This window comes from Vibrio sp. K4 (assembly GCF_051122595.1).
Classification (GTDB): domain Bacteria; phylum Pseudomonadota; class Gammaproteobacteria; order Enterobacterales; family Vibrionaceae; genus Vibrio; species Vibrio owensii.
Map to the genome: position 1 here is coordinate 903,482 of NZ_CP178578.1, position 22,134 is coordinate 925,615.

The window sequence follows — 22,134 nt, forward strand, 5'->3', positions numbered from 1 at the left end:
ATGACCGGACGTTTGTTTTCACCTGATGTGAATTTTTCTTCTAGATTTACTATATCGCCAAACAAAGATAACCGTATCGGAAAGTAAATCATGAATATGAAATCTATCGCAATCGCAACAGCGGTTGTTGCAGTACTAGCGGGTTGTAAAGACAAAACGCCACCAGCACCAACAGAAGCAAATATCACGCTTGTTGAAGCGGTAACAGAAACTGTGAAAAACCCACACCAAGTGTGTAAAGACGTGGTAGTAACACATCAAGTAGAACCAACGGACAACAACAAGATCCTTGGTACTGTGGGTGGTGCAGCGGCAGGTGCTGCATTGGGTAACCAAATCGGTGGTGGTTCAGGTAAAGTGATTGCGACTGCTGCAGGTACTGTTGCTGGTGCGATGACAGGTCGTAAGATCCAAGACAATGTACAAAAGGGCGATGTTGTGACATCAACTGAGAAGCAATGTCACACTGAATACACCACGTCTGAGAAAGTAGTGGGTTACGATGTCACTTACGAAGTTGCTGGCGCGCCAACAACCGTTCGTATGCAAAGCAAACCTGCAGGTAAAACTTTCCCAATTCAAGATGGCAAAGTGGTTCTACCGCAATAATCGCCAACGAGATTGAATACAAAAGCCCTTTTGTTCATTGAACTTAAGGGCTTTTTTCATTTTAGAAGACAGTGGTGAACACTACTTGTCTGCAAAATAATCGACCAGAATCTTACGCCATTTCCGTGATTCACGAATTTGCAGTAGAGCGCGATTGATCTCTTCTTCATACGGGTTGTTTTCCGTAATGATGAAGCCATAGTTCTGTTTTTCTAACTGGTAAGGCAGCACCTCTAAATCTTCATATTGTCCCGATATTCTGCCGTTACCAATCATGTATTTGAGCACTACGTCATCAGCGACGATTGCTTCGACTTCTCCAGTATCCAATGCATTTAAAAGCGCGGTCATGTCTTGATAATCTTGATGACGAATACCGAAGCTTGTCAGTAACAAAGATGAGGTGGTTGCGGTTTTGGTTCCCACTTTGACATTGGCGAGATCGTTAATGCTTTTTATTTGAGAATAGCCTTGGCTTAGGGTCAATTTGCTGGCCAGCACGGCGGTGATACTGGCGATAAAGAGCATGCTAAACACACCAATAAACACCGTTACTATGCGTCCTGTTAAGCTCTTAAACTCGAAGTAGTTAAAGGGGCCTCGTGTAATGAAGAGAAGTCCAAGGATAAAGCTCTCAACCCAACGTCCTACTCGGCTTTTCATCGAATACAGCTTTTCATTTTTCCCTTCTTCTATCGCGTAGAAAAACGCCCCAACCAAACCTGCAACCAGAATGATCGCGCCTACGATTAACCACAATGCAGGGTTCATGAAGATCGATTGTAAGGTATGTAGGTACCCTTGATTTTTAACTGCAATCGCAAGGTGGGTCTCATAGAAAGAGTGGGAGAAGTCTGCGAATAACTCACGTTCGGGTGTAATAGAAATGCATGACACGCCAATGTCGATTTGTTCTGTTTCTATCGAGTTAAGAAGATCATCCAATGGGTGGTTTTCGAAAGTGAACTCGACATTCATCTCTTTGGCTATTTGTTCCCACAACTCAATACTGAGGCCGTTTAGCTCCGAATCAACAGAGCCGATGACAAAAGGTGGACAGGGGTAAGTCCCTACTTTTAGTGAAGATGCAGAAGTATAAGGGCTGAAAACAGAGATAAGAAAAAGCGTTGAAAGGACAAAAGATTGAAGCGTCGATTTGAAACCAATTTGCATGCGCAGACCCTCAAAAAAGAGGCAGCGATGAATCGAATCAAGAGCGAACGCTCGCTCTAAAAATGCCAGAGTGCTGAGAAAGTAGGAGAGGTGATGACGATTTCAATACTGCCCTAGTTTTATTATTTACTGTTTTAACTATAGCAGCTGATGCCTATCTGAGGCTCCCTCGAATGTTTAGGCAACCAAAATTGTATGCGAGTTGCTTACAAAACCGGTGTTATCGATGGATTATTAAGCGTCTGTAAGCCAACGTAAGAATCGCCGGAAAACAGGATTTTTTTGTTTATTATCTCCTCTATCGAACGGTGTTTTATTGGAGAAAGGAATGAAAAAACAAGTATTGGCGCTGAGCATTGCCGTGGCATTATCTGGTTGTGGTTCAGAAGGGAAAGACCAAAGCACATCATCAACCAACACATTTACTTCTCAGTGTGGAGACCAACTGTCAGCTCAAGAGCCGGGTTTGTCGTTTGTTGTGAAAGGAGACGTCGCAGAACTGCAAGGTGTTATTTGTCAGGGCTCACCAAAGGCGTTTGAGCAAATGATTACAAAACACGCCAACGTGAAGCAGCTCAAGTTCATCAGTATTGATGGTTCTGTTGATGATGAATCAAACCTCGAACTGGCTTATCAAGTTCGCGCTAAACAGCTGGATTCCCATATTGCGAGCAGTGGGCAAATTGCTTCTGGCGGTACTGATTTGTTTTTGGCAGGTGTAAACCGAACGATTGAGAGCGGCGCAACGATTGGTGTTCATTCATGGGCAACGGAAGATCAAGTTGCAACGGATTTTCCTGTTGGTCACAAATATCATCAACCTTACATCGATTACTACAAAAAGATGGGATTGTCAGACCCAGAAGGTTTCTACTACTTCACGATTAATGCAGCATCGGCACAAGACATACACAACATGTCTGAGCAAGAGATAACCAAGTATGGCCTCGGTAAACTTGTCTCCCCTGAAGGCGAAACGTCTTTGACCAGTGAGGTAGATAGTAAGCTTTTCGAGCAACTTAATGCCTCTGTGAATGCACTGAAATTCCAATCCGTTTGGGGCGGTTATGGGGACTACTTATCAGGTACGCCAGCTTACTTTCTACGTTTGGATGAAAAAAGCAGCACGCCAGTCACTGCCTATTTGGTCAATCCTTCCAAAGTCCCAGAAGAGGCGCAAAAGTTAGGCGTCAATGAAAGTGGTGCTCTGAATATCTATCAATACGAAACCAATATGCACGTCTTTCATGACGTAATAAACAAAGGTAATGGGGTGTATGAAAGGCAATATACGTTTAACGGAGCGAAGTACTATCTCCAAGTGTATAAGCCCTCAGAGACCTTCGTAAAAGGTGAACATCAACGCAATACTATCGCATTAGCTGTGCATGAGATGTTTCATGACTATCAGCTGGAGCACTTTAGCGATCCTGCCAATTACTTTAACGAGCTCAACGGTTACCCTGTGAATGTAGAGCAGATAACTTACAAGCTAGCGGTTCTGGATCTGTTTAAATCTTTGCCTAAAACAATGACCCAAGACGAAGCGAAAACCATGCTTAAGCAATACATCGCTTTGACTCAGGAGCAAATCAATATTGATACCAGCAGTAAGCGTTATGCGAAGAACATGGGATTAGGCCAAGAGCTGTTTGAAGGCAGCGCTTGGTATGTTGAAGTGATGGCATTGAGAAATGCGCTACCAAATTTTTCCGAGCTCAAGTTTGTTGATAGCTACGCGTTTACGACTCAGTATCAAAACCGTGAAAGTGTGGAGTCTCAGTTTGGTTGGGGATACTTCTATCCAAGTGGTGCAGCCGCAATTTATGCGTTGAAGGCGGCAGGCTATGACATCCTTCAATTGGAAAAAGGAGTGACACCCTTTGAGGCCGCAAAGCAGGTGGTTGGTACGTTTGATGTTACTGACACCTTGAACCAAATTAAGCAGAGCGCTGACTTTAAAGCGTTACAGCAAAAAGCGGCAACCATTAACGCCATCAAAAACTAATGAGTCGATAATCCAAGATAAACAAGGCTCATATGTGTTGCCCTAAAACAAAAAAGCCGAGCGATGAGTGCTCGGCTTTTTTGGTTGTTTACGCTGCTGGCGCTTGATGATGTTTTTGCTCTTCCGCGAGTTTTGCGGCTTGGGCTTGCTTTTGTTTGCGGCGTTCGCGCTTAGATAGCCAAACCAGAGGCACCACAATCATCACTGTGCCAATTGCCATAAAGATATCTGGCACTTCACCAAACCAAATTAAACCAACGATTACCGCGCCAATTAAGCCGCTGTATTCGGCGCTGGCGATTTTGTTGCTATCGATGGAGCGATAAGCCAATACACAAGTTGCCGCGTAAATCATGATGAATAGGCTTGAGCCTGCCGCAACAGGGAATGAGCTCCAATCCCATGCTTCACCCTCAATAAACACCAACAGTAGAGACACAGGAATGCCGGCTAGGTTAGTCATCAATAGCGTGTGTGGCACTGATTGGTTCTTTGGCAACTTGCGGATCAACAGGTTGTTGATTGCTAACGTCACCGCGACAACCAAAGCCGATAGTGCCGCCCAATCAACTTGGTCTGGACGAATAATCACAAGCACGCCTGCAAAGCCCATTACTGCCGCTGCAATAGATTGTGCAGAAAGCTTCTCTCCAAAGAAGATCGCTGCCAGTGGCAACATGATCAAAGGAGCAGCATAAAAGATCGCATTTGCCGTAGCGAGTGGCATTGAAGAGATAGCAAACACCATGAAAATCGCGCCGGTTAGCCAAACGTGTGCACGCACTACATGCCATTTAAAGCCTTCCATCAATGGTGCTTGTTTGGTGAGCAAGAATACAGGTAACAAAATCATCACTGCTGACAGCTGTCGGTAAAACACGAACTGAAAAACCGGCACCTCGTTACCGACACTTTTGATCAAAGCGTCTGAGAGCACCGCAATTAGGTTTCCAACAATTAATAGCAGCATGGCTGCGCCGACAGATGTGACTTTCACGTTATTCCTCTCCTCATTCTTTGCCAAAGAGTAGGTGATGTCATAGGATGAAGTGAAATGATATTTATTAGTTTAAGTATGAGATTTTTAGATAATGAAATTGCCACCTCTGAGAGCGGTTCACTGTTTCGAGTCCGTTGCGCGTAATTTGAGCTTTTCCCTTGCAGCAGAAGAGCTCAACGTAACCCAAAGCGCCGTGAGTCATCAGATTCGTATATTAGAAGACTACCTGGGTGAAGCTCTGTTTATTCGACAAGGTCGTAAGCTATCACTCTCGGATACGGGTTTTCGTTATCTTGAAGACATCAGCCCTGCGATCAGTGCCATTGCAATGGCTAGCCAAAAAGTGCGTGAAGGCGAAAAGGGCAGTCTACGTTTGGCGATTTACAGCTCGCTGGCGGTGAAATGGTTGATCCCACGACTGGCGGACTTCAAGCGTCAGCATCCAGAAATCGATCTGACACTCAACATGGTTGCAGGAGACCCAGAGCAAACCGACAGTGTTGGTGATTGCTTTATCACGGTACAGAAGCCAAAGCGCAACTACATGGCAGTTCGCCTATATGACGAGACTTTGTATCCGGTATGCAGCCTCAACATTTGGAAGGAAATTCAAGATCAACCGATGCCAGACGCACTTTGGCACTATCCGATTCTTTCTACTGATTCTATCTATCGTGAGCGCGGTAAAGATTGGGCGGAGTGGTGTAAAGCTGGTGGGTTTGAGCTACCTAAAGACATTGATATGCAGCATTTCAGTCACATGCTGCTGGCTATCGAAGCCGCTCGTTACGATCAGGGTATTACGTTTGCCAATGACTTCATGTTGAATGAGCGGGATAAGGCTCAGGACTTGGTTTATATCCCCTCTCACGGCTTAGAAACAGGAGACAGCTTTTACTTCGTGCATAAGAAGAATCGCGCCCGTCAGCCAGAAATCATTAAGTTGACCAACTGGCTTAAGCAGCAGTGTCTATAAACAAGAAAGGGAGGCACTCGGCCTCCCTTTGCGATTCGAAAAAGCGACTATTGCTTTTTGATCAGCGCTTTAATCACATCAATTGTGTATAGCTGACAATCGACCGCAGTTTGTGGTTCGAAGTCTTGCTTGTGTTGATCTGTGTTCGAAAGGATACGGATGCCAACGAAAGGTACTTGGTAAGCTTGAGCAACCAATGCCGCTGATGACGTTTCCATTTCTTCAACAGACGTACCGTACGTTTCATGGAACCAGTTGATACGATCCACTTCGCGGTTCCACTCGTCCGCTGAGCCAATCAAGCCTTTCACGACTTTGCCTTTCTTGTATTCTTCAGACAAAGAAAGAGCGGTTTCCACCAGCGCCGGATCTGCTTTGAATTGTTTGTGTTCAACAAACTCGCCGTTTTCACGTAGACGCATGGTTACGTCGAAGTTCTGCCACTTAGTTGGGTCGATGCCTTTGCCTTTTTCAGTAAACTCAGACTTGTAAGAGCCCATGTTGAAGCTGGCTTCACCCACGACAATGTCACCACGGTATAGCTCAGGGTCGTGACCGCCCGATGTACCTTGGTTGATGATGTATTTAGGATTGAAGTGTTCAATTGCAATCGTGGTAGAAGCGGCAGCGTTCGCTAAGCCAACCTCGGTACGAGACACGACAACTGGGTAGCCATCGATTTCACCTTGCCAGAAAGTCCAAGAACCAACGGTGGTTTCTTTCGCATCATCCAGTGCTTCAACCAATGTACTGGTTTCAATATCCATTGCCCCCTGAACAAGGATAGGTTGAGTTTGAGCGAAAACAGAGAAGGAAAGTACTGCAGGAACAAGTGCAGCGAAACGTTTAAAGATTTGCATACGACATACTTACAAATAAAAAAGATGGCGCAATCTATCAATGGCAATCGTTTGCGTCAATTGGTTGGATTGTTATTTTTCTTAATAAATGAAAATTCTTGATTGTCGTTCTAATTAACGAGAATGAAAAAATCCGAGCGGGGGAGGCTCGGATTTGGTCTTTATCAGGATTAAATTGAATTGCTATTCAGCATTAAGGCATTTTGCTCAGATTGTAGAATGAAGCCAACTCGCCTGTTGCTTTTTCGCCGTTCATGTCCAGCTTCATTAGCATGTTTTCGCCAACGAAGTACTGGTTTGGACCAGACTCATCAACCAATGTAATGGTGTTGCCTGATTCGTTCCAAGTGAACTTACCTTCTGACTTGATTGGGTCGCCTTCTTTACCTTCATAAAGCTCTACCAATGAGTAAGTGCCGTCTTCGTTCAGCGTTAGCGTGGTATCGATACCCGCACAATCTGCACAAGGAAGCTTACCTTTGTAAATGCCGTTCCAATCCAATGCATTTTGCGCATTGTGGCCAGAATCTACGAACGTGTCTGGAGTGATCACTTGCTCTTCTTCAATTGGCGTCGCATCAACCGTGCTTTCAACTTCAGTGGCTTGAGGAACGTCAACCGCAGTTGTCTCCGCTGGTTTCTCATCCTGACAGCCTGCTAGAATAATGACAGCACCTGTGAGTGCTAATAATGTCTTTTTCATTTTATTCCTCTCTAAATCAACAAGTTGACATACCAAAGTAATCTCGTTGCATGTATGCTAAGGTCACTTAGGTATACCGTGATAATAATAGACTTGTTTCCTAGACCTGCGTCAGAACAAAGCAAACCATTGAACAGTCTCTGTTAGAAAAACTCTTTAACGTCAGTGATTTGCAAAGAAGAAGGAAAAGGAAAGAAAATGGAAGAATTAGTTATAGGTGCGCTTAGGGTATTGGGAGCACTTATTCGTTGGTTGTTGATCGAACTTTTTTTAGACAGGGTTGCTTACAGTATCGGTTACGCGGGATTGTATATTCTGACGCTAGGTAAAAGACCGCATCGTCCCGTCTCTACAGAAATGCAGGGACGGATTGCCCTGCTTGGTATCGTGTTGAGTCTGTTAATCTTCGCACTGCTTATATGGCTGTAGGGATAGCAATAACACCAATATTGAATAGACAACAAAGCAAACAAAAAGGCTCATCAGATGATGAGCCTTTTGCGTATTAGGATGCCTTATCCATTGCTGGTGGTGTTTTGACCTCCTTTGACGGAGATTCCTCTTCGGTATTGTCAGTGAAGATTTCGGCCACGGCGCTTCGTTCTAGTTCGCCTTGCAGATTACCTTCGTCATCGACAACTGGCAGTGAGTAGTCACAAGACATGGTGTCCGGTAGCACTTCTTCAATCACCGAGTCAGGTGAGACTACAGGCACTTCTTCGTAGATTTCTTCATCGAGTTCTTGTGCTGCATCGGTTTTCGCAGCGTCAAGCAAGCTCTCTTTGGTCACCACACCTTGATAGCCGTCGTCGGTTACATGGTAGGCATAGTCTTGCTTCACGCGTTTCATTTCTATCAAGGCTTCTTCAATGGTCGTCGCTGCAATGCGATACGCCGGTGGCTGCATCACGGTTTCTACGGTAAGAGCGCGTGCTCGGTTAACGTCCTTAACGAAGGCTTCTACATATTCATCAGCAGGATGAAGCAGAATTTCGTCTGGAGAACCTTGCTGTACCAATTCGCCGTCTTTCAAGATAGCAATACGGTCGCCTAAGCGAAGTGCTTCGTCCAAATCGTGAGTAATAAAGATAATGGTCTTATGTAGCTTCTCTTGCAGTTCGATAAGCTGATCTTGCATCTCACTGCGGATCAGTGGATCGAGTGCCGAGAAGGCTTCATCCATCAATAGGATCTCAGCATCCGTCGCTAATGCGCGAGCCAAACCAACACGTTGTTGCTGGCCACCAGAAAGTTGCGCAGGGTATTGGTTCTCGTAACCTTTAAGGCCCACTGTTTCCAACCACTCATTGGCTTTGGCAAGACGAGCTTCTTTCTTGATGCCTTGGATTTCCAAGCCGTAAGCTACGTTGTCGACCACAGTTCGGTGAGGCAACAGACCAAAGCGCTGGAATACCATCGACATCTTATGGCGACGAAACTCTTCCAACTCTTTTGACGACAACTGCATTACGTCGACGCCTTCAACTAAGATTTGTCCCATAGTCGGGTCAATCAAACGGTTGAAGTGACGAATCATAGTCGACTTGCCAGAGCCAGATAGGCCCATGATAACGAAGATTTCGCCTTTGTTGATTTGCAGGTTGATGTCTTTTAAACCAACGGTATGGCCGGTATCAGCAAGAATTTGGTCTTTGCTTTGTCCTTGCTTAACACGGTCGATAACAGAATTTGGTTTTCGGCCGAAGATCTTATACAGGCCGCTGATTTCAATAAGTGGCTTAGTCATGTTTCAGATCTCCTAGGTGTGCTTGCGTTCTTTTTGCGTAAGCTTGCGATGCACGGTCAAACAAAATCGCTAGTGCCACGATTGCCAAGCCGTTAAGCAGACCAAGCGTGAAATACTGGTTCGTGATTGACTTTAATACTGGCTGACCTAAGCCTTTTACGCCAATCATCGAAGCAATAACGACCATAGAAAGCGCCATCATGATGGTTTGGTTGATACCAGCCATGATGGTTGGCATTGCCAAAGGTAATTGCACGCCGACTAAGCGCTGCTTCTTACTGGCACCAAAGGCAGTAGCGGCTTCAAGTACTTCTTTATCTACCAGTCGAATACCTAAGTTGGTTAAACGAATCACTGGTGGAATCGCGTAGATAACCACGGCAATCAAGCCCGGAATCTTACCAATACCTAGAAGCATCACGACAGGAATCAGATAGACGAACGCTGGCATGGTTTGCATAACATCAAGAAGCGGGGTTACGACGGATTGCACGCGATTTGAGCGCGCCATGGCAATACCAATCGGAATACCGAGCGCAATGGCGAGCATGGTACACACCGTGATGATGCTGAGCGTCCGCATCGTATCTTCCCACATGCCAAAGTACCCAATCAGGATCAATGACACGAAACACGCGACAGCCAATTTCCATGAGCGACTCGCGGCATAAACTAACGCGGTACACACAGCAAGGATGATCATCCATGGTGTAGAAATGAGGAGTTTTTCGAACCAAACGAGAAATGAGAGAAGAGGGTCGAAGAATGATTCAATTAGGTCGCCGTATTCGCGAGAGAAATCGCGGTAGGCTCCATCTAAGGTTTTGCGGATGGCTCTAAGATCTGAGCGATCCATTTCTGGGAATTCGCTAAGCCAATTCGAGTCAGACATGTTTACTTCCTTTTCTTGCCGAGACTCAAGCGAGCCTCGGCATACAACAATTTTGGTATTCCTATACCATTTACGAAACGTCTAAGTCTTACAGTGCACCTTGCACTTTTTTAGCTACGTCTTGAGGAACCCATGCGGTCCAGATCTGTGGGTAGTTTTCTAGGAAATGGAACATGGTTTCTTCACCGTCTGCTTGATTGTCTTCCATCCAAGCAAGCAGTTGGTTCATGTCTGCATTGGTGAAACCACGTTTAGTGAAGTAGTCGTACGCTGCTGGAGAACGTGAAGCAAACTCTTCAGTGGTAATCGTGTGCACTGGTGAAGGTGGGTACATGGTTGCTTTTGGCGCTTCACAATCCGCTTGGGTTGTACAGCTCACGAACTCTTCTTCATTCACGCCGCTGCCGAAATCGACTTTAACCATGTCGTACTTACCAAGAACTGCAGTTGGTGCCCAGTAATAACCAAACCATGCTTGTTCGCGTTCGTAAGCTTTTGCGATGGAACCAGATAGACCGGCACTTGAGCCTGGGTCAATGATGTCAAAACCTGAGTCAGCAAGATCCATTGCTTTGAAAAGGTTGCCTGCGCTGATCTGACAGTTCCAACCAGCAGGGCAGCTGTAAAATGCGGATTTTGCTTTGTCTTCAGGATGAGAGAACAGTTTCGCGTGTTTTTTCACACCTTCGATGGTTTTCATTTCAGGGTATTGCTTAACAAGGTAGGCAGGGATCCAGAAGCCTTCTTCACCGCCATCGACAAGCGCTTTACCAGCATAACGTAGGCGTTTTTCTTCAACACCTTTGTCTAGCGCATCTTTAAGGCTGTTACTCCAAAGTTCTGGTGCTACATCGGGCTGTCCTTTTTCGATCATTGAGGTGCCGGTAGGCATGGTGTCGCCTGGGATGAGTTCGGCATCACAGCCGTAGCCGTGCTCAAGAATAAAACGGTCCACATTGGCAATCAGTGTTGCAGAGTTCCAGTTCATATCTGCAATGGTAACCGTTCCACACTCACTTGCGTTTGCGTTGGTCGCTGCTAGCGCACCAATCGCTAGTAGTAAGGGAGTTTTGTACGTCATATTGAGTTTCCTTTCTCTAAATAGCTCACTTAGGGTAACGAATTAATCATTAGTGTTCAAACTAATGTGTTAGATGGATTATAGCTTTATTTGTTAACAAGCGTGAAAATGATGGTGAACATTTGATGAAAATAGCCACAAAAATGCGAGGTTTTTTATCGACTCATGTCAATGAATCGTATGGTGGTTTGTATGTGATGTTGCATTATTATTAGATGTCTAACGAATATTTCGCTATGGAGACGATTTTTGCAAACTAAGATATTGGCATATGCTAAAAACTATAATTGGCATATGCCATAAACGGGCGTAAGGTGAAGGCGTTTTGTAGAGAGGATGTGATGGCGAGACCAAAAATAGAAAGACGCGTATGTGGACGTGCAGCGCACCATTGCTTTAAGCCTAATGGTGTACCGTTTTACGAGCTAGAAAAAGTCAACATATTGCCAGAAGAACTAGAGGCATTGAGGTTGGCCGATCTGGAAGGATTGAGCCAGCAACAAGCCGCCGACCAAATGGGAGTCTCTCGCCAGACCTTTGGTAATACGGTTAAAAGCGCGCGTTTTAAAGTCGCGAAAAGCCTAGTTGAGGGTCATGCACTTGTTTTTCCTGACCAGGAGTCAAACTCATGATTTACGCTATTCCGAATGACGGCGAACGCGTCGCCAATCACTTTGTTAAAGCCCCATACATTGCGATTTATTCCGATTCAGACGGACTGTTGAAGAATCTAGCTAACATTGCTTCTATGCCACAAGCTGGCTGCAAAGCAAAATCACAACTTATTCAATCTTTGCAAGAATACAAAGTAGATGCGGTGTTGGTTCGCAACATTGGTGAGCGTGCGCTAGGTAAGCTTTTGAGCAGTGGTAAGCAAGTGTTTAAGCTATCGACTCGCAGTTCACTGGATGATGTGATGGGTGTGCCGCGTTCGCCATTAACGCTTGCCACGCAAGGTCGACCTTCTACCAACCACGCTAAGAAAGGTGGTTGCGGAGGCTGTGGCAGCAAAAAAGTGCAGTCGTTATTGCTTAATCCTCAATCTCAATCCAAAAAAGCACTCATGACACTTCGCCCGACGAAACTCAAAGCATTGGTTTCTTCTTACGTGAAAGAGGTGAAGTAATGGTTTGGTTGTTCACTTTTCTTGGGTTCTTAGCAATCATTTTGTTGATGTCACTGGGCGTGATCTTTCACAACAAGCGCATTCAAGGTAGTTGCGGTGGCTTGAATAACGTAGGCGTTGATAAAGTGTGTAACTGCGAGACCAGTTGCGCAGATAACGAACGCCGCCTCTATCAGATCCAAGAGCCGAGTTCGATAAGCTAACGCTCAGCTAAACCTGCCTCTAATGACACCGATTTGCACCACTTTGGTAATGTCTGTCTAAACCATTCTATATATTTGCTGGCTTGCGGATTGCTTCTGGAAACCAGCAAATTTGTCACCTCAATTACGATCCAAGCTTTTGCTAGTAGGACCGCAGTGGTGAGTTCTGATTCTATCCCCTTTCCACCCATTGCTATGTATTGTTTTGCGACTTGTTTGTAGTCTTCCATGTTACCCATTCCTGCTACCAAGGGTGATAGGTCAATCGCAGGGTGGCCAGTAGAAAAACGTTCCCAATCGAACAGTACCAATTCGCCATTATCCCTTAGCCCCCAGTTGCCAGCGTTACTGTCTCCTGAGAGCAGAGTTTGGGGTTTGAAGAGGTACTTTGCTTGGGTTTGAAAATGACGGAGCTGAGCCTCGGTTTGAGCATCTAGGTGGAGGGTTTCAAATGCTGATGTTGTTGCTTCATCTGTCCACGTATGGGATTTAAATATGGCGTTATTGGCGGGCTGTGGAGTTTGATGAATTTGGGCAAGACGCCTCAAAACTCTTGGATCTTGTAGAAGGAATGCTTGATCTACTGAGTGAGGAATGTACTCAATCCATAAGGTATTTTGCTCAGCGTCGAACCCGATGAATTCTGGGACAAGGATACCTTGCTGATTAAATCTAGCAGATTGCTTTTGGTAAAACGCTACTTCAACCTGCGTAGGGTTGCGTTTCTCAATGACTTTAAGGCCTTCTTTTTCTGTTAGGAACACTTGGGCGCTGCCCATCTGGCTTAGCTCTTTTCGTGGCATCAATCTGCTTTCCATGCTGAATGGAATTTCAAGATAAACATCGAGCGTCCAATTGCCAACATCAAAATGCGTTGTTGCTCGCAAATACCTAGCGAAATGATGCGAAAAGTTGGTAGTTAACTGGCTGAATTTACGATTATTTATCGATGTTTTCTTGGTTCTTTAGAGGTTGTCGATGAGTAGTAAACTGGCTGATTTTTCTGTGCATATTCCTATTACGCCTGAGCTGTTTGAGTTTCAAACCGAAGTGAAGGAGAAGCTGTATGACTTTAACCACGCACGACCTTCTGAGCATTTAAAGAAAGCCGAGATCATCGAGTCACTTCTTGGCAGTGCGAACGGCGTGAACATCGTGCCGCCGTTCTATTGTGACATGGGCAAGAATATTCACTTTACCCAAGGCGGCTTTTTGAATGCTGGCGTTACCATTCTCGATCTTGCGCCTGTTCATATTGGTGAGTACGTGCAAATTGGTCCTAATGTGGTGATCAGTACGGCAGGACACCCCTTTGAGCTCGCCGAGCGTGTTCGTCCCATAGCAACGGGCAACCCAATTACCATCGGTGATAGTGTGTGGATTGGTGCGGGTGCCATCATTTTGGATGGCGTGACAATTGGTGGCCGAGCGATTATTGGGGCAGGCAGCGTGGTGACCAAAGACATCCCAGCAGATTGCGTTGCGGTGGGGAATCCATGTCGCGTAGTGAAAACCATCGAGCAAAGCGAAATGCCATCGGAAGAAGAGATTATCGAGATGTGGCGACCGTTGATGGAAATGAAGTTGGACTAGACAAGAAGGTTTTCTAAAGCGAAGTATTTAAAACCAACGGTGAAGAACAGAACAAGGCGAGCACATGAGCTCGCCTTGTTGCTTTTAAACGGCTCCAAGTGGTGTGTATTGTTGCTCTAGTTGAGAAATAGGTTGGGGTTTGCTGAAGTAATAACCTTGCAGTAAATCCACGCCGAGTTCGCTTAAGCTAGAGACATGCTCTGCGGTTTCTACCCCTTCTGCGACCACGCGATAACCCAAACTTCTGCCCATCAAAATCATAGTGGAGACGAAATCGAGGTTGGATTGATCTTTGATGATGTCCGCGATGAAAGAGCGGTCGATTTTGACTTCGCTCAATGGCAACTTCTTCAATAACGATAAAGAAGAGAAGCCTGTCCCGAAATCATCCAAAGAGATGGTAATGCCCGCTTTTCTGAGTTTCTCAAGCGATTTCACACACAAGTCATAATCACTAATGGCTGCTGTTTCGGTGATTTCGATGCAGAACAGAGACAACGGCAATCGGTAGTTAAGGATGGTTTGAATCACCTCATCTGCAAAATAAGGCTGTACCAACTGACGTGCACTGATGTTGACCGAAATATGGCTCATTGATTGTAACCAAGCCGACTGCTGCACATCACGACAGACTCGATTGAGAATGTATTCTCCCAATCGCGAGATCATACCTGCGTTCTCGGCGACCTGAATAAACTGACTTGGTGGGACAAAGCCAAGCGCTTCAGATTGCCAACGAGCCAAGGCTTCTACTGCAATCACACGCTGCGTTTTGTGGCACAACTGAGGTTGGTAGAACACATCAATTTCGCTTTGTTCTAAAGCGCGATTTAGGTGGTGTTCGAACTTAATTAAGCTTTGTGTCGTGGCTTCCATGGTGTCGTTGTAATGCACCACTTTGCGCCCACCGAGTTGCTTCGCTTGATACATGGCGATATCCGCTTTTTTGACCAACTCTTCCGGGCTATGGCCATCCGATGGGTAGAAGGAAATACCTAAACTGCCTTGGCTGACCAATTCCATCTCTTCATGAATCATTGGCTTTTCGATAGTACGTAAAATCATGCTAGCGATCTGGTTGGCTTGGGCGGCATTGCTGACATGACAGAAGAACAGGAACTCATCTCCGCCGAGTCGCGCAATGGTATGAGGCTCAACCAAAACACTCTCTAACTCTTTGGTTATGTGGCAAAGCAGAGCGTCGCCGACATGGTGTCCGAAAGAATCATTGATCATTTTAAAGCGATTGAGATCCATCAACATGATGGCACGAGGCTTATCCGGATTGACGCGGATGTGTTCAACAATCTCTTCCATGATTTTGCGGCGGTTGGCGACACCCGTTAGCGCATCGAAATAGGCCATATGATGGATCTTCGCGGCGCTTTCTCGTTGCTCGGTCACATCCGTCATTGAGCCGATAAAGCGCACCGCATGACCTTGTGCGTTGCGTACAGCAGAACCATTGGCTTGTACCCAGATATAGCTGTTGTCGTGTTTGCGAATACGAAATTCGGTTTTGAACGCCACTTTATCGACCAAGTGAGCTTGGATGTGTTCTTCCAATTGGTCGATGTCTTCTGGATGAATAAATTGGAACAGCTGATCGCAATCGATGTAGCGTTTGTGGGAGATGTTTTCATTGCCGAGCATGTTGACCAAGCGGCTGTTCCAACGCAGTTTATTGCTGGTCAAATCCCAATCCCAAATACCATCATTTGAGCTATTTGATACCACCTTGAGTTGCTGCAACAATTGCTGTGAGTTCTTTTGACGTAAGGTGCTGGTGTTGAGTAGCGCATCACGTTCGATGAACAGAGACAACATATCGAGATAGTTGTTGAACACCGATTGGGTGCCGATGTTTTGTTGATCTTCAAGCGAATCGACCACGGCGACTAACTGCCACTGGTTTTTTTGCCCCGTAGCAATGGGCATCACTGTTGCGACAAAGTGTTCGCAACCTTCAAGGAAAGGAAAGTCACGAATGTCATCACTTGCTGTGCTTTGTTTTGGCAGCGTGGTTGGTTGGGTCATGCCTTGTTCGACCCAACTCTCGATATGGTATTGCTCCTGATCGCACTGTGCTAAACATGCCCAATCGAGGTTGTTGCCATACAAGCTTTGAGCATCAAGAATGGAGTTAAAACCGTTCTGAGCTTGAGAATAGAAGTTCTCAAAAATCTCTGCCGGAGAGCGGCCTTCCACATTCAGCAGGGCATGACGAATTGAGTTCGGACATTCTGTTGATTCATAGGTTGGGTTACGATTACCACAGGACTGACGGATAACCAGTTTCTGTGGCACTTGGTTAATCTGGTTTGAAAACGCAGCCCCTTGAATGCGCTCGATAGCTCGGCTAAATGCTCGGCGTGCCAGAACTTCCAATTGCTGATCGGCAGTGGTTAACGGTGGCTGAGTTTGTTTACCGAAGAAGACGTTATCAATACCAACCACGGCGACTTCATTTGGTACGGCAACTTGCAAGTGCTTAAGTTGCTCCATCATGCCAATGGCGTTGTGGTCGGTAGCACAAATAACCGCCGTGCATTGCGAATTGCGCTGCACGAACTCAACGGCAGCTTCTCGTCCGCCCGCTAATGAGCAGTTGCTAACGCTAAAGAAATCTTCGGGATTGAAAGCCCCTTGATGCTGTGTAGCAGCGTGTTGATAGGCTTTAAAACGTGAACGTACATCGTTAACCGACAAATCACCACAAAAACCAATGCGTTGATGTCCTTGCTCCAACAGCCAGCGATACAAGGCTTTTACGCCGTCACTTTGTATGCTGATGAACTGCTCAACGTCAAGCGGTGCGTAGCTTGCGCCCAAAGACAACACTGGAATGCCTTTGCTCAGCGCCGTTTGCACCAGATGATCGGATGCAGAATGCAAAACCACCATCAATGCGTCGAGATGATGCAAAGAAACAGACAGGTCGAAGTCTCGGCGATGCCCGCTACGAATAAATACCAAATTAACCCCATGTTGCTTAGCCATTTGGCGCAACGTGGCGTTAAGCTCTCCCATATAAAAACCGCTCAACATAGGCAAGATGATGCCAATGGTTGGGCGTTTATCAAAAACACGTCTATTCATCTGAATCAGCAAGTCGAGTAAAACTCAAAAAAGAAAAAGGTCGCCTCTATGAGCAAGTTGAATATGAGGCTATTTGCATCCACACATTACTGACTAAAATCTCAAAAAAAAGACATAATTTGTGGAAATGCTAATAGGCGCACGTTTGGTAGGGGATGGGATGAGTTCGCTGCCAGTTCGATGACGTAGTGTCAAAATTCAGTTCACGCTCGCTTTATAAAATTCTTCAGATTTAACAATAAAAACTGTCGAGAATGTCTAATTTTTACACAACTTGTTTTGCTTATTTTTTGACCGCATTTAACTTTAAGGTTCGTCTTAACAAAGGAGAACCAAAATGGCATTTATGAAACAGGATATCCCAAACCGTGTAACGGTGTACCATGACAATGTCGATCAGGAACAAGAACTCAAGAACGCGATGTTGCCAGAAAAGCCGCGCTATTTTAACGGTTCTCCTACCTATAAAGCCGACAGTGTTGAACAGTTCCAATCCAAGCTTGAACACATTGGTATGTCGTTAGACAAATAGACCTCAACTGAATACAACAACGCCCTCAAGTTTCGAGGGCGTTTTTTGTTGGTGAAGTTAAGTGTGTTAAGTCTTAGCTTTGCTGCGTCGCTTCGTTGCAGACCTGTTTTTGCACAGCTGGTGGTGCTGGTTCGTAGTGGCTGAGCGTCATGTTAAAACTGCCTTCACCGCCGGTAATTGAGCGCAGACGACGAGCATAATCTTGCAGCTCGTTGACCGGAGACTTGGCTCTTAACATGGTGAAGTTCGCGTCGATAGGTTCAGTACCTTCAATAAGACCGCGATTACCAGATAAATCGCCGGACACATCACCCACATTCGCGGTTGGAATATGAAGCTCCATTTGCACAATCGGTTCGAGCACAATCGGGTCTGCGTTGTTGATCGCATCTAAGAAGGCTTTCTTACCAGCGATGACAAACGCGATTTCTTTTGAGTCAACCGAGTGGTATTTACCATCGTAAACGGTCACTTCGACATCTTTGATTGGGTTACCAGAAATCGCTCCTTCTTCTAGTGCTTGAACAATGCCTTTTTCCACTGCTGGGATGAGTGCGGTAGGAATCACACCGCCAACCACTTTATTGATGAACTTGAATCCCGCGCCGCGTTCGAGTGGGCGTACTTTTAGTTGCACCTCACCAAATTGACCGGCACCGCCGCTCTGTTTCTTGTGACGATAATGACCTTCTGCTGGCTTGGTTATGGTCTCAAAGTATTCGACGCTTGGTTGGCTGGTCTCCACTTCCAGTTTGTAAACAGAGGACATTTTCTCAAGCGCTACTTTGAGGTGGAATTCACCCTGACCACTGATGATGGTTTCATTAGTACGTGCGCGATGTTCGATTCGAAGAGAAGGATCTTCACTGGCGATTTTATTCAGCACATCCCCAAGCTTTTGTTCGTCGCCACGTTTAACAGGCTTGAGGCACAGCGAGTACATCGAATCTGGGAAGTTGAGGGTTTTGAGTTGCACGCCATCTTCTTCATGAGAGTCATGAACAATGGAATCAAATTCCAACTCATCCACTTTGGCTAGCACACAGAAATCGCCGGCAAGCGCCCTTGGGATCTCCGTTCTGTCTTTGCCTTGCAATTGGTAGAGATGACCGACTTTGAACGCTTTGTTGCTTTCGCCAATGTAGAGTTGACTGCCTGCGTTGATTTCACCTTGGTAAACACGCAAGTAGGCGAGTTTGCCCATGTAAGGATCGACGCTGATCTTGTACACATGCGCCACGCTGTGCTCAAGTGCTTCACAGTTTACTTTGACCTTCTTGCCGTTTTTCTCCAACAGCGGTGGGTTGCCTTCATTTGGCATCGGCATGATTTCCGCTAGGGTTCTCAGCAGCAGTTCTACCCCTGCGCCTGTTTCGGACGACACAAAGCAGATTGGAATAACGTGTCCGGTTCTTAATGCTTCTTCAAACGGGTCATGCAGCTGTTCTGCTGTCAGTTCTGAGCCTTGTTCAAGATACAGTTCCATCAGCTCTTCATCGACTTCAATCACTTGGTCTATCAAGGTTTCATGGGCTTCTTCGACTTTGGCGAGCTGGGTCTCGCGTTCGATCTCTGGTTCGAAATAGCAATCCACGACCGATTGAGCATCGGCTGAAGGTAAGTTGATTGGTAAGCAGTTGTCACCAAAGTGTTCGATGATGTTTTCCATCACGGCTTCAAGTTGGTTACCGTGATTATCGAGCTTGTTGATGATGATCATCTGGCACTTTTGCTGCTCTTTAGCAAAGGCGAACAAGCGGTCAGAAGTTTGGTTGATGGGCATTTGTGGGTCGATGATCAACGCGGAAGTTTCAACGGCAGGGAACACGCTGAGTGTGCGTCCGAGTAATTCACTCTGTCCGGGAGTGTCGATGATATTGAGGCGGTGTTTGTTCCAACTTAGGGCGACTGGGGTGGCTTCGATACTGTGTTGATATTGGATGGATTGTTGGTCGAAATCGGTCACCGTATCGCCTTTTTCCACACAACCTAAATGGTTGGTAGCTTGGCAGGTGTAGAGCAGTTTTTCTATCAGTGTGGTTTTGCCGGTACCCGTTTGACCGACAAAGGCGACGTTGCGGATCTTATTGATAGGCATAGAGCCTCCTTGCAAATGACGTGCGAAACCGAGTGAGCCTTTAGCGGCCAATCAACGGTTCCAAAGCAAACCTGATATCAGGCACGAACTGCATTGGAGTAGGGCGGGTTTACCGCCTTTTCGTCTTCCATGTCATTTTTCGGATGACTCTATACATACAACCACCACCTTGCTGAAAAAGCGCATTAGAGGTTACTACGTTATTAGCATGCCGTAATAACCCCGTAATTTATGTGACTTATTTCATGCTGACGGTGATTGTTTTTTAATCTAGGTCATGAAATGGGTGATGGGGTGATCCCTGACCCTTTACAGGACGATTTCACCTTCTCGATATACCAAAGCAGGCTCAACATCCTGACCCAGTAAAACCGGACCATCTAAGTCGACCACTTTCGATTGAACAGCGATGGGTAGAGCTGCTCGCATCGCTAGTGAAGTGCCTAACATGCAACCAGACATCAAGGTAAAGCCAAGGCGTTTCGCTTCTTCTGCAAGCAATAAGGCTTCGGTTAGACCACCTGTCTTGTCGAGCTTGATGTTGACCATTTCGTATTTGCCTACCAATTCATGCAATTGTTGGCGCGTATGGCAACTTTCATCGGCACAAAGTGGAATAGGGTGCGAAATGTCTTTTAGCTTTTCATCGTCATTCGAGGGTAAAGGCTGCTCAATCATCGCAATATTCAGTGGCGCTAGCGCGGCAAAGGTGGCGTCTAAATCCAGCTCTTGCCATGCTTCGTTCGCATCCAGCACGATCATCGCATCGCCTGCCGCTTCACGAACTGCGCGAACACGTTCAATCACTTGTTCGCCATCGAGCTTCACTTTAAGTAGTTTTGCGCCTTGTTCGATGTAACTACGGGTCTGGTTTGCCATTGCCTCTGGCGTGTTAATCGACACGGTCATCGCAGTGACAATCGATGCTGGTAGTTCAAATAAATCTTGAGTGTGTTGCTTGCCCGCTAGCTTAGCTTGTAAGTTCCACATCGCACAGTCGAGTGCATTACGTGCCGCACCACCAGGGAGAAGGGTTTGCAGCTTTTCTCTGAGAGAGACTATGTTCGCATCGCCTTTGGCAAACAAACCTTGTAGTTCATGGGCGGCTTGAGAAATGGCTTTGATCACCGATTCTACCGACTCGCCGTAACGGGGATAAGGCGTACATTCACCTTGGGCACTGATGCCGTTCTGCTCTATGGTTACTCGCACCACGTGGCATTCGGTTCTGCTGCCACGTGATATACGGAAAGGCGTCGCCATCGCAATGGTGACGGGCTCTACATGAATTTTCATCGCGTCTACAATCCTTAAATCGCAATAATGTGTTGAGCAATTTGCTCTACGCCAAAACGCACAGGATCGGTCACTGGTACTTGGTATTTCTCAGTCCAGTCTTGGCAAAGCTGTGCGGCATCATCTTCACTGATTGCGGAGGTATTCAAGCAGATTCCGACAAGACGTGTGTCAGAGTTTGTTAAACGTGCTGCTTGTAAATTCGCTTCGATGGTTTGCTCAATCGTTGGCAACTTAGCATGAGGAAGGTTGCGAATGTGTGGGCGACCGATCTCGTGACACAATACCAAAGCGTCTGCTTGTGCGCCGTGAAGCAAGCCTAAACTTACGCCAGCAAAAGACGGATTGAATAGTGAACCTTGCCCTTCAATGATGTCCCATTCATGGTCAGTAAACTCAGGACTGATGGCTTCCACCGCACCAGAGATAAAGTCCGCGACAACAGCATCAATCGAAATACCACTGCCTGCAACTAAGATGCCCGTTTGACCTGTGGCTTTGAACTCAGCTTTACAACCCGATTGCTGTAAGGCTTTCTCAATCGCGAGAGCTGAGAACATTTTGCCAACCGAGCAGTCGGTACCAACCGTTAGTAAGCGTTTACCCGAGCGCGCTTTACCATTGCCCACTTTTAGCGGCTCATCGTAATGGCGTACATCGTGCAACTTGGTCAAGCCACGTTGCTGTAAGTCATTCAAAGGCGCGAATTCAGAAAGACGTTGGTGCATACCCGAGGCAATTTCAAACCCCATTTCCGCCGCTTCGAGCAAGGTTGATTGCCATGATTCAGGAATAACACCACCAGGGTTTGCTGTACCGATGACAAGCGTTTTTGCGCCTTGCTGCTGAGCTTGTTGCAGCGTCATGTCGGTTAAACCTAATGAAACGGTTTCTGACGTAAGACGAAGCTGACCTAAACAAATCTCTGCGCGCCATTGATGGATACCGCGTGCAGTTTTTGCGGCTAATGGATCGGTGACGTCGCCAAGAAAAAGTAGGTAAGGTTGAGCAATTTGCATGATGGTTCCCTCTGTCATTCGTTCGTTTTCAGACAATGTAGTCAGTTTGAAGAGGGAAGCCGAATGCCTATTTGTTGTGCGCCTATAACTTGAGGTTATAGGTGAGTATGAGTGCTAAC

Annotated in this window: 21 protein-coding genes; 9 read left to right on the plus strand and 12 right to left on the minus strand. The window is 46.1% G+C overall.

What is annotated here, in order from left to right:
* Positions 1 to 90 precede the first annotated feature (90 nt).
* The gene (locus ACLIIY_RS21580; protein ID WP_009706385.1) at positions 91 to 609 is read left to right on the plus strand and encodes a glycine zipper 2TM domain-containing protein; all 519 of its coding nucleotides are present in this window, start codon (positions 91 to 93) and stop codon (positions 607 to 609) included.
* 81 nt (positions 610 to 690) lie between these two features.
* Here the strand turns inward: ACLIIY_RS21580 and ACLIIY_RS21585 are convergent, their stop codons facing one another.
* Positions 691 to 1,782, minus strand: a complete 1,092-nt coding sequence (locus tag ACLIIY_RS21585) for a transporter substrate-binding domain-containing protein (protein WP_434529371.1) — start codon at positions 1,780 to 1,782, stop codon at positions 691 to 693.
* 328 nt (positions 1,783 to 2,110) lie between these two features.
* Here ACLIIY_RS21585 and ACLIIY_RS21590 point away from each other — a divergent pair, with 328 nt between their 5' ends.
* Positions 2,111 to 3,790, plus strand: a complete 1,680-nt coding sequence (locus ACLIIY_RS21590; protein ID WP_434529372.1) for a hypothetical protein — start codon at positions 2,111 to 2,113, stop codon at positions 3,788 to 3,790.
* Between the two features lie 88 nt (positions 3,791 to 3,878).
* Here ACLIIY_RS21590 and ACLIIY_RS21595 read toward each other — a convergent pair whose 3' ends face one another.
* On the minus strand, positions 3,879 to 4,787 hold the full coding sequence (locus ACLIIY_RS21595; protein WP_434529373.1) for a DMT family transporter: 909 nt from the start codon (positions 4,785 to 4,787) through the stop codon (positions 3,879 to 3,881).
* A gap of 94 nt (positions 4,788 to 4,881) precedes the next feature.
* Here ACLIIY_RS21595 and ACLIIY_RS21600 point away from each other — a divergent pair, with 94 nt between their 5' ends.
* Positions 4,882 to 5,766, plus strand: coding sequence for a LysR substrate-binding domain-containing protein (locus tag ACLIIY_RS21600; protein WP_009706381.1), 885 nt, complete (start codon positions 4,882 to 4,884; stop codon positions 5,764 to 5,766).
* A 47-nt stretch (positions 5,767 to 5,813) separates the two neighbouring features.
* Here ACLIIY_RS21600 and ACLIIY_RS21605 read toward each other — a convergent pair whose 3' ends face one another.
* Both ACLIIY_RS21605 and ACLIIY_RS21610 read right to left on the minus strand, forming a co-directional pair.
* Complete coding sequence (locus ACLIIY_RS21605) at positions 5,814 to 6,626, minus strand: 5'-methylthioadenosine/S-adenosylhomocysteine nucleosidase (RefSeq protein WP_009706380.1); 813 nt, start codon at positions 6,624 to 6,626, stop codon at positions 5,814 to 5,816.
* Between the two features lie 193 nt (positions 6,627 to 6,819).
* The gene (locus ACLIIY_RS21610; RefSeq protein WP_005441521.1) at positions 6,820 to 7,329 is read right to left on the minus strand and encodes a copper resistance protein NlpE; all 510 of its coding nucleotides are present in this window, start codon (positions 7,327 to 7,329) and stop codon (positions 6,820 to 6,822) included.
* A gap of 198 nt (positions 7,330 to 7,527) precedes the next feature.
* On the opposite strand from ACLIIY_RS21610, the gene ACLIIY_RS21615 reads away from it, so the two are divergent.
* Positions 7,528 to 7,758 carry a hypothetical protein gene (locus tag ACLIIY_RS21615; protein ID WP_045415952.1) on the plus strand — a complete coding sequence of 77 codons (231 nt, stop codon included), beginning with the start codon at positions 7,528 to 7,530 and terminating at the stop codon, positions 7,756 to 7,758.
* Between the two features lie 76 nt (positions 7,759 to 7,834).
* Here ACLIIY_RS21615 and ACLIIY_RS21620 read toward each other — a convergent pair whose 3' ends face one another.
* The 3 genes from ACLIIY_RS21620 to ACLIIY_RS21630 form a co-directional block, all read right to left on the minus strand.
* Positions 7,835 to 9,076, minus strand: a complete 1,242-nt coding sequence (locus ACLIIY_RS21620) for a quaternary amine ABC transporter ATP-binding protein (protein ID WP_009706378.1) — start codon at positions 9,074 to 9,076, stop codon at positions 7,835 to 7,837.
* On the minus strand, positions 9,069 to 9,968 hold the full coding sequence (locus ACLIIY_RS21625) for an ABC transporter permease (protein WP_020196104.1): 900 nt from the start codon (positions 9,966 to 9,968) through the stop codon (positions 9,069 to 9,071). Before ACLIIY_RS21625 ends, ACLIIY_RS21620 begins: the two co-directional genes overlap by 8 nt.
* An 88-nt stretch (positions 9,969 to 10,056) precedes the next feature.
* Positions 10,057 to 11,049: an ABC transporter substrate-binding protein gene (locus tag ACLIIY_RS21630; protein ID WP_005441515.1), complete on the minus strand. Its 993-nt coding sequence runs from the start codon at positions 11,047 to 11,049 to the stop codon at positions 10,057 to 10,059.
* Positions 11,050 to 11,390: 341 nt separating this feature from the next.
* Here ACLIIY_RS21630 and ACLIIY_RS21635 point away from each other — a divergent pair, with 341 nt between their 5' ends.
* From ACLIIY_RS21635 to nqrM, 3 genes are read left to right on the plus strand one after another with little or no spacing between them, the layout of a single operon-like run.
* Positions 11,391 to 11,681 carry a DUF134 domain-containing protein gene (locus ACLIIY_RS21635; RefSeq protein WP_434529374.1) on the plus strand — a complete coding sequence of 97 codons (291 nt, stop codon included), beginning with the start codon at positions 11,391 to 11,393 and terminating at the stop codon, positions 11,679 to 11,681.
* Complete coding sequence (locus tag ACLIIY_RS21640) at positions 11,678 to 12,175, plus strand: NifB/NifX family molybdenum-iron cluster-binding protein (RefSeq protein ID WP_434529375.1); 498 nt, start codon at positions 11,678 to 11,680, stop codon at positions 12,173 to 12,175. Before ACLIIY_RS21635 ends, ACLIIY_RS21640 begins: the two co-directional genes overlap by 4 nt.
* Positions 12,175 to 12,378 carry a (Na+)-NQR maturation NqrM gene (gene nqrM / locus ACLIIY_RS21645; protein WP_434529376.1) on the plus strand — a complete coding sequence of 68 codons (204 nt, stop codon included), beginning with the start codon at positions 12,175 to 12,177 and terminating at the stop codon, positions 12,376 to 12,378. Before ACLIIY_RS21640 ends, nqrM begins: the two co-directional genes overlap by 1 nt.
* Here nqrM and ACLIIY_RS21650 read toward each other — a convergent pair.
* Positions 12,375 to 13,181 carry a phosphotransferase gene (locus ACLIIY_RS21650; protein ID WP_434529377.1) on the minus strand — a complete coding sequence of 269 codons (807 nt, stop codon included), beginning with the start codon at positions 13,179 to 13,181 and terminating at the stop codon, positions 12,375 to 12,377. The two genes, nqrM and ACLIIY_RS21650, sit on opposite strands and share 4 nt — an antisense overlap.
* Positions 13,182 to 13,356: 175 nt before the next feature.
* On the opposite strand from ACLIIY_RS21650, the gene ACLIIY_RS21655 reads away from it, so the two are divergent.
* Entirely contained in the window at positions 13,357 to 13,971 is a 615-nt protein-coding gene (locus tag ACLIIY_RS21655) for a sugar O-acetyltransferase (RefSeq protein WP_434529378.1), read from the plus strand.
* A gap of 84 nt (positions 13,972 to 14,055) precedes the next feature.
* Here ACLIIY_RS21655 and ACLIIY_RS21660 read toward each other — a convergent pair whose 3' ends face one another.
* Positions 14,056 to 17,070 (minus strand): EAL domain-containing protein, encoded by a 3,015-nt coding sequence (locus ACLIIY_RS21660; protein ID WP_434529379.1) that lies wholly within the window; start codon positions 17,068 to 17,070, stop codon positions 14,056 to 14,058.
* Positions 17,071 to 17,407: 337 nt separating this feature from the next.
* On the opposite strand from ACLIIY_RS21660, the gene ACLIIY_RS21665 reads away from it, so the two are divergent.
* Complete coding sequence (locus ACLIIY_RS21665) at positions 17,408 to 17,602, plus strand: hypothetical protein (RefSeq protein ID WP_009697894.1); 195 nt, start codon at positions 17,408 to 17,410, stop codon at positions 17,600 to 17,602.
* Between the two features lie 73 nt (positions 17,603 to 17,675).
* On the opposite strand, the gene fusA is transcribed toward ACLIIY_RS21665, so the two are convergent.
* The 3 genes from fusA to dgcN form a co-directional block, all read right to left on the minus strand.
* Complete coding sequence (fusA, locus tag ACLIIY_RS21670) at positions 17,676 to 19,700, minus strand: elongation factor G (protein ID WP_434529380.1); 2,025 nt, start codon at positions 19,698 to 19,700, stop codon at positions 17,676 to 17,678.
* 309 nt (positions 19,701 to 20,009) lie between these two features.
* On the minus strand, positions 20,010 to 20,996 hold the full coding sequence (dgcA, locus tag ACLIIY_RS21675; RefSeq protein ID WP_009706369.1) for an N-acetyl-D-Glu racemase DgcA: 987 nt from the start codon (positions 20,994 to 20,996) through the stop codon (positions 20,010 to 20,012).
* A gap of 14 nt (positions 20,997 to 21,010) precedes the next feature.
* A complete protein-coding gene (gene dgcN, locus ACLIIY_RS21680) occupies positions 21,011 to 22,015 on the minus strand; it encodes an N-acetyltransferase DgcN (protein ID WP_434529381.1) in 1,005 nt (334 codons plus the stop codon).
* Positions 22,016 to 22,134 lie beyond the last annotated feature (119 nt).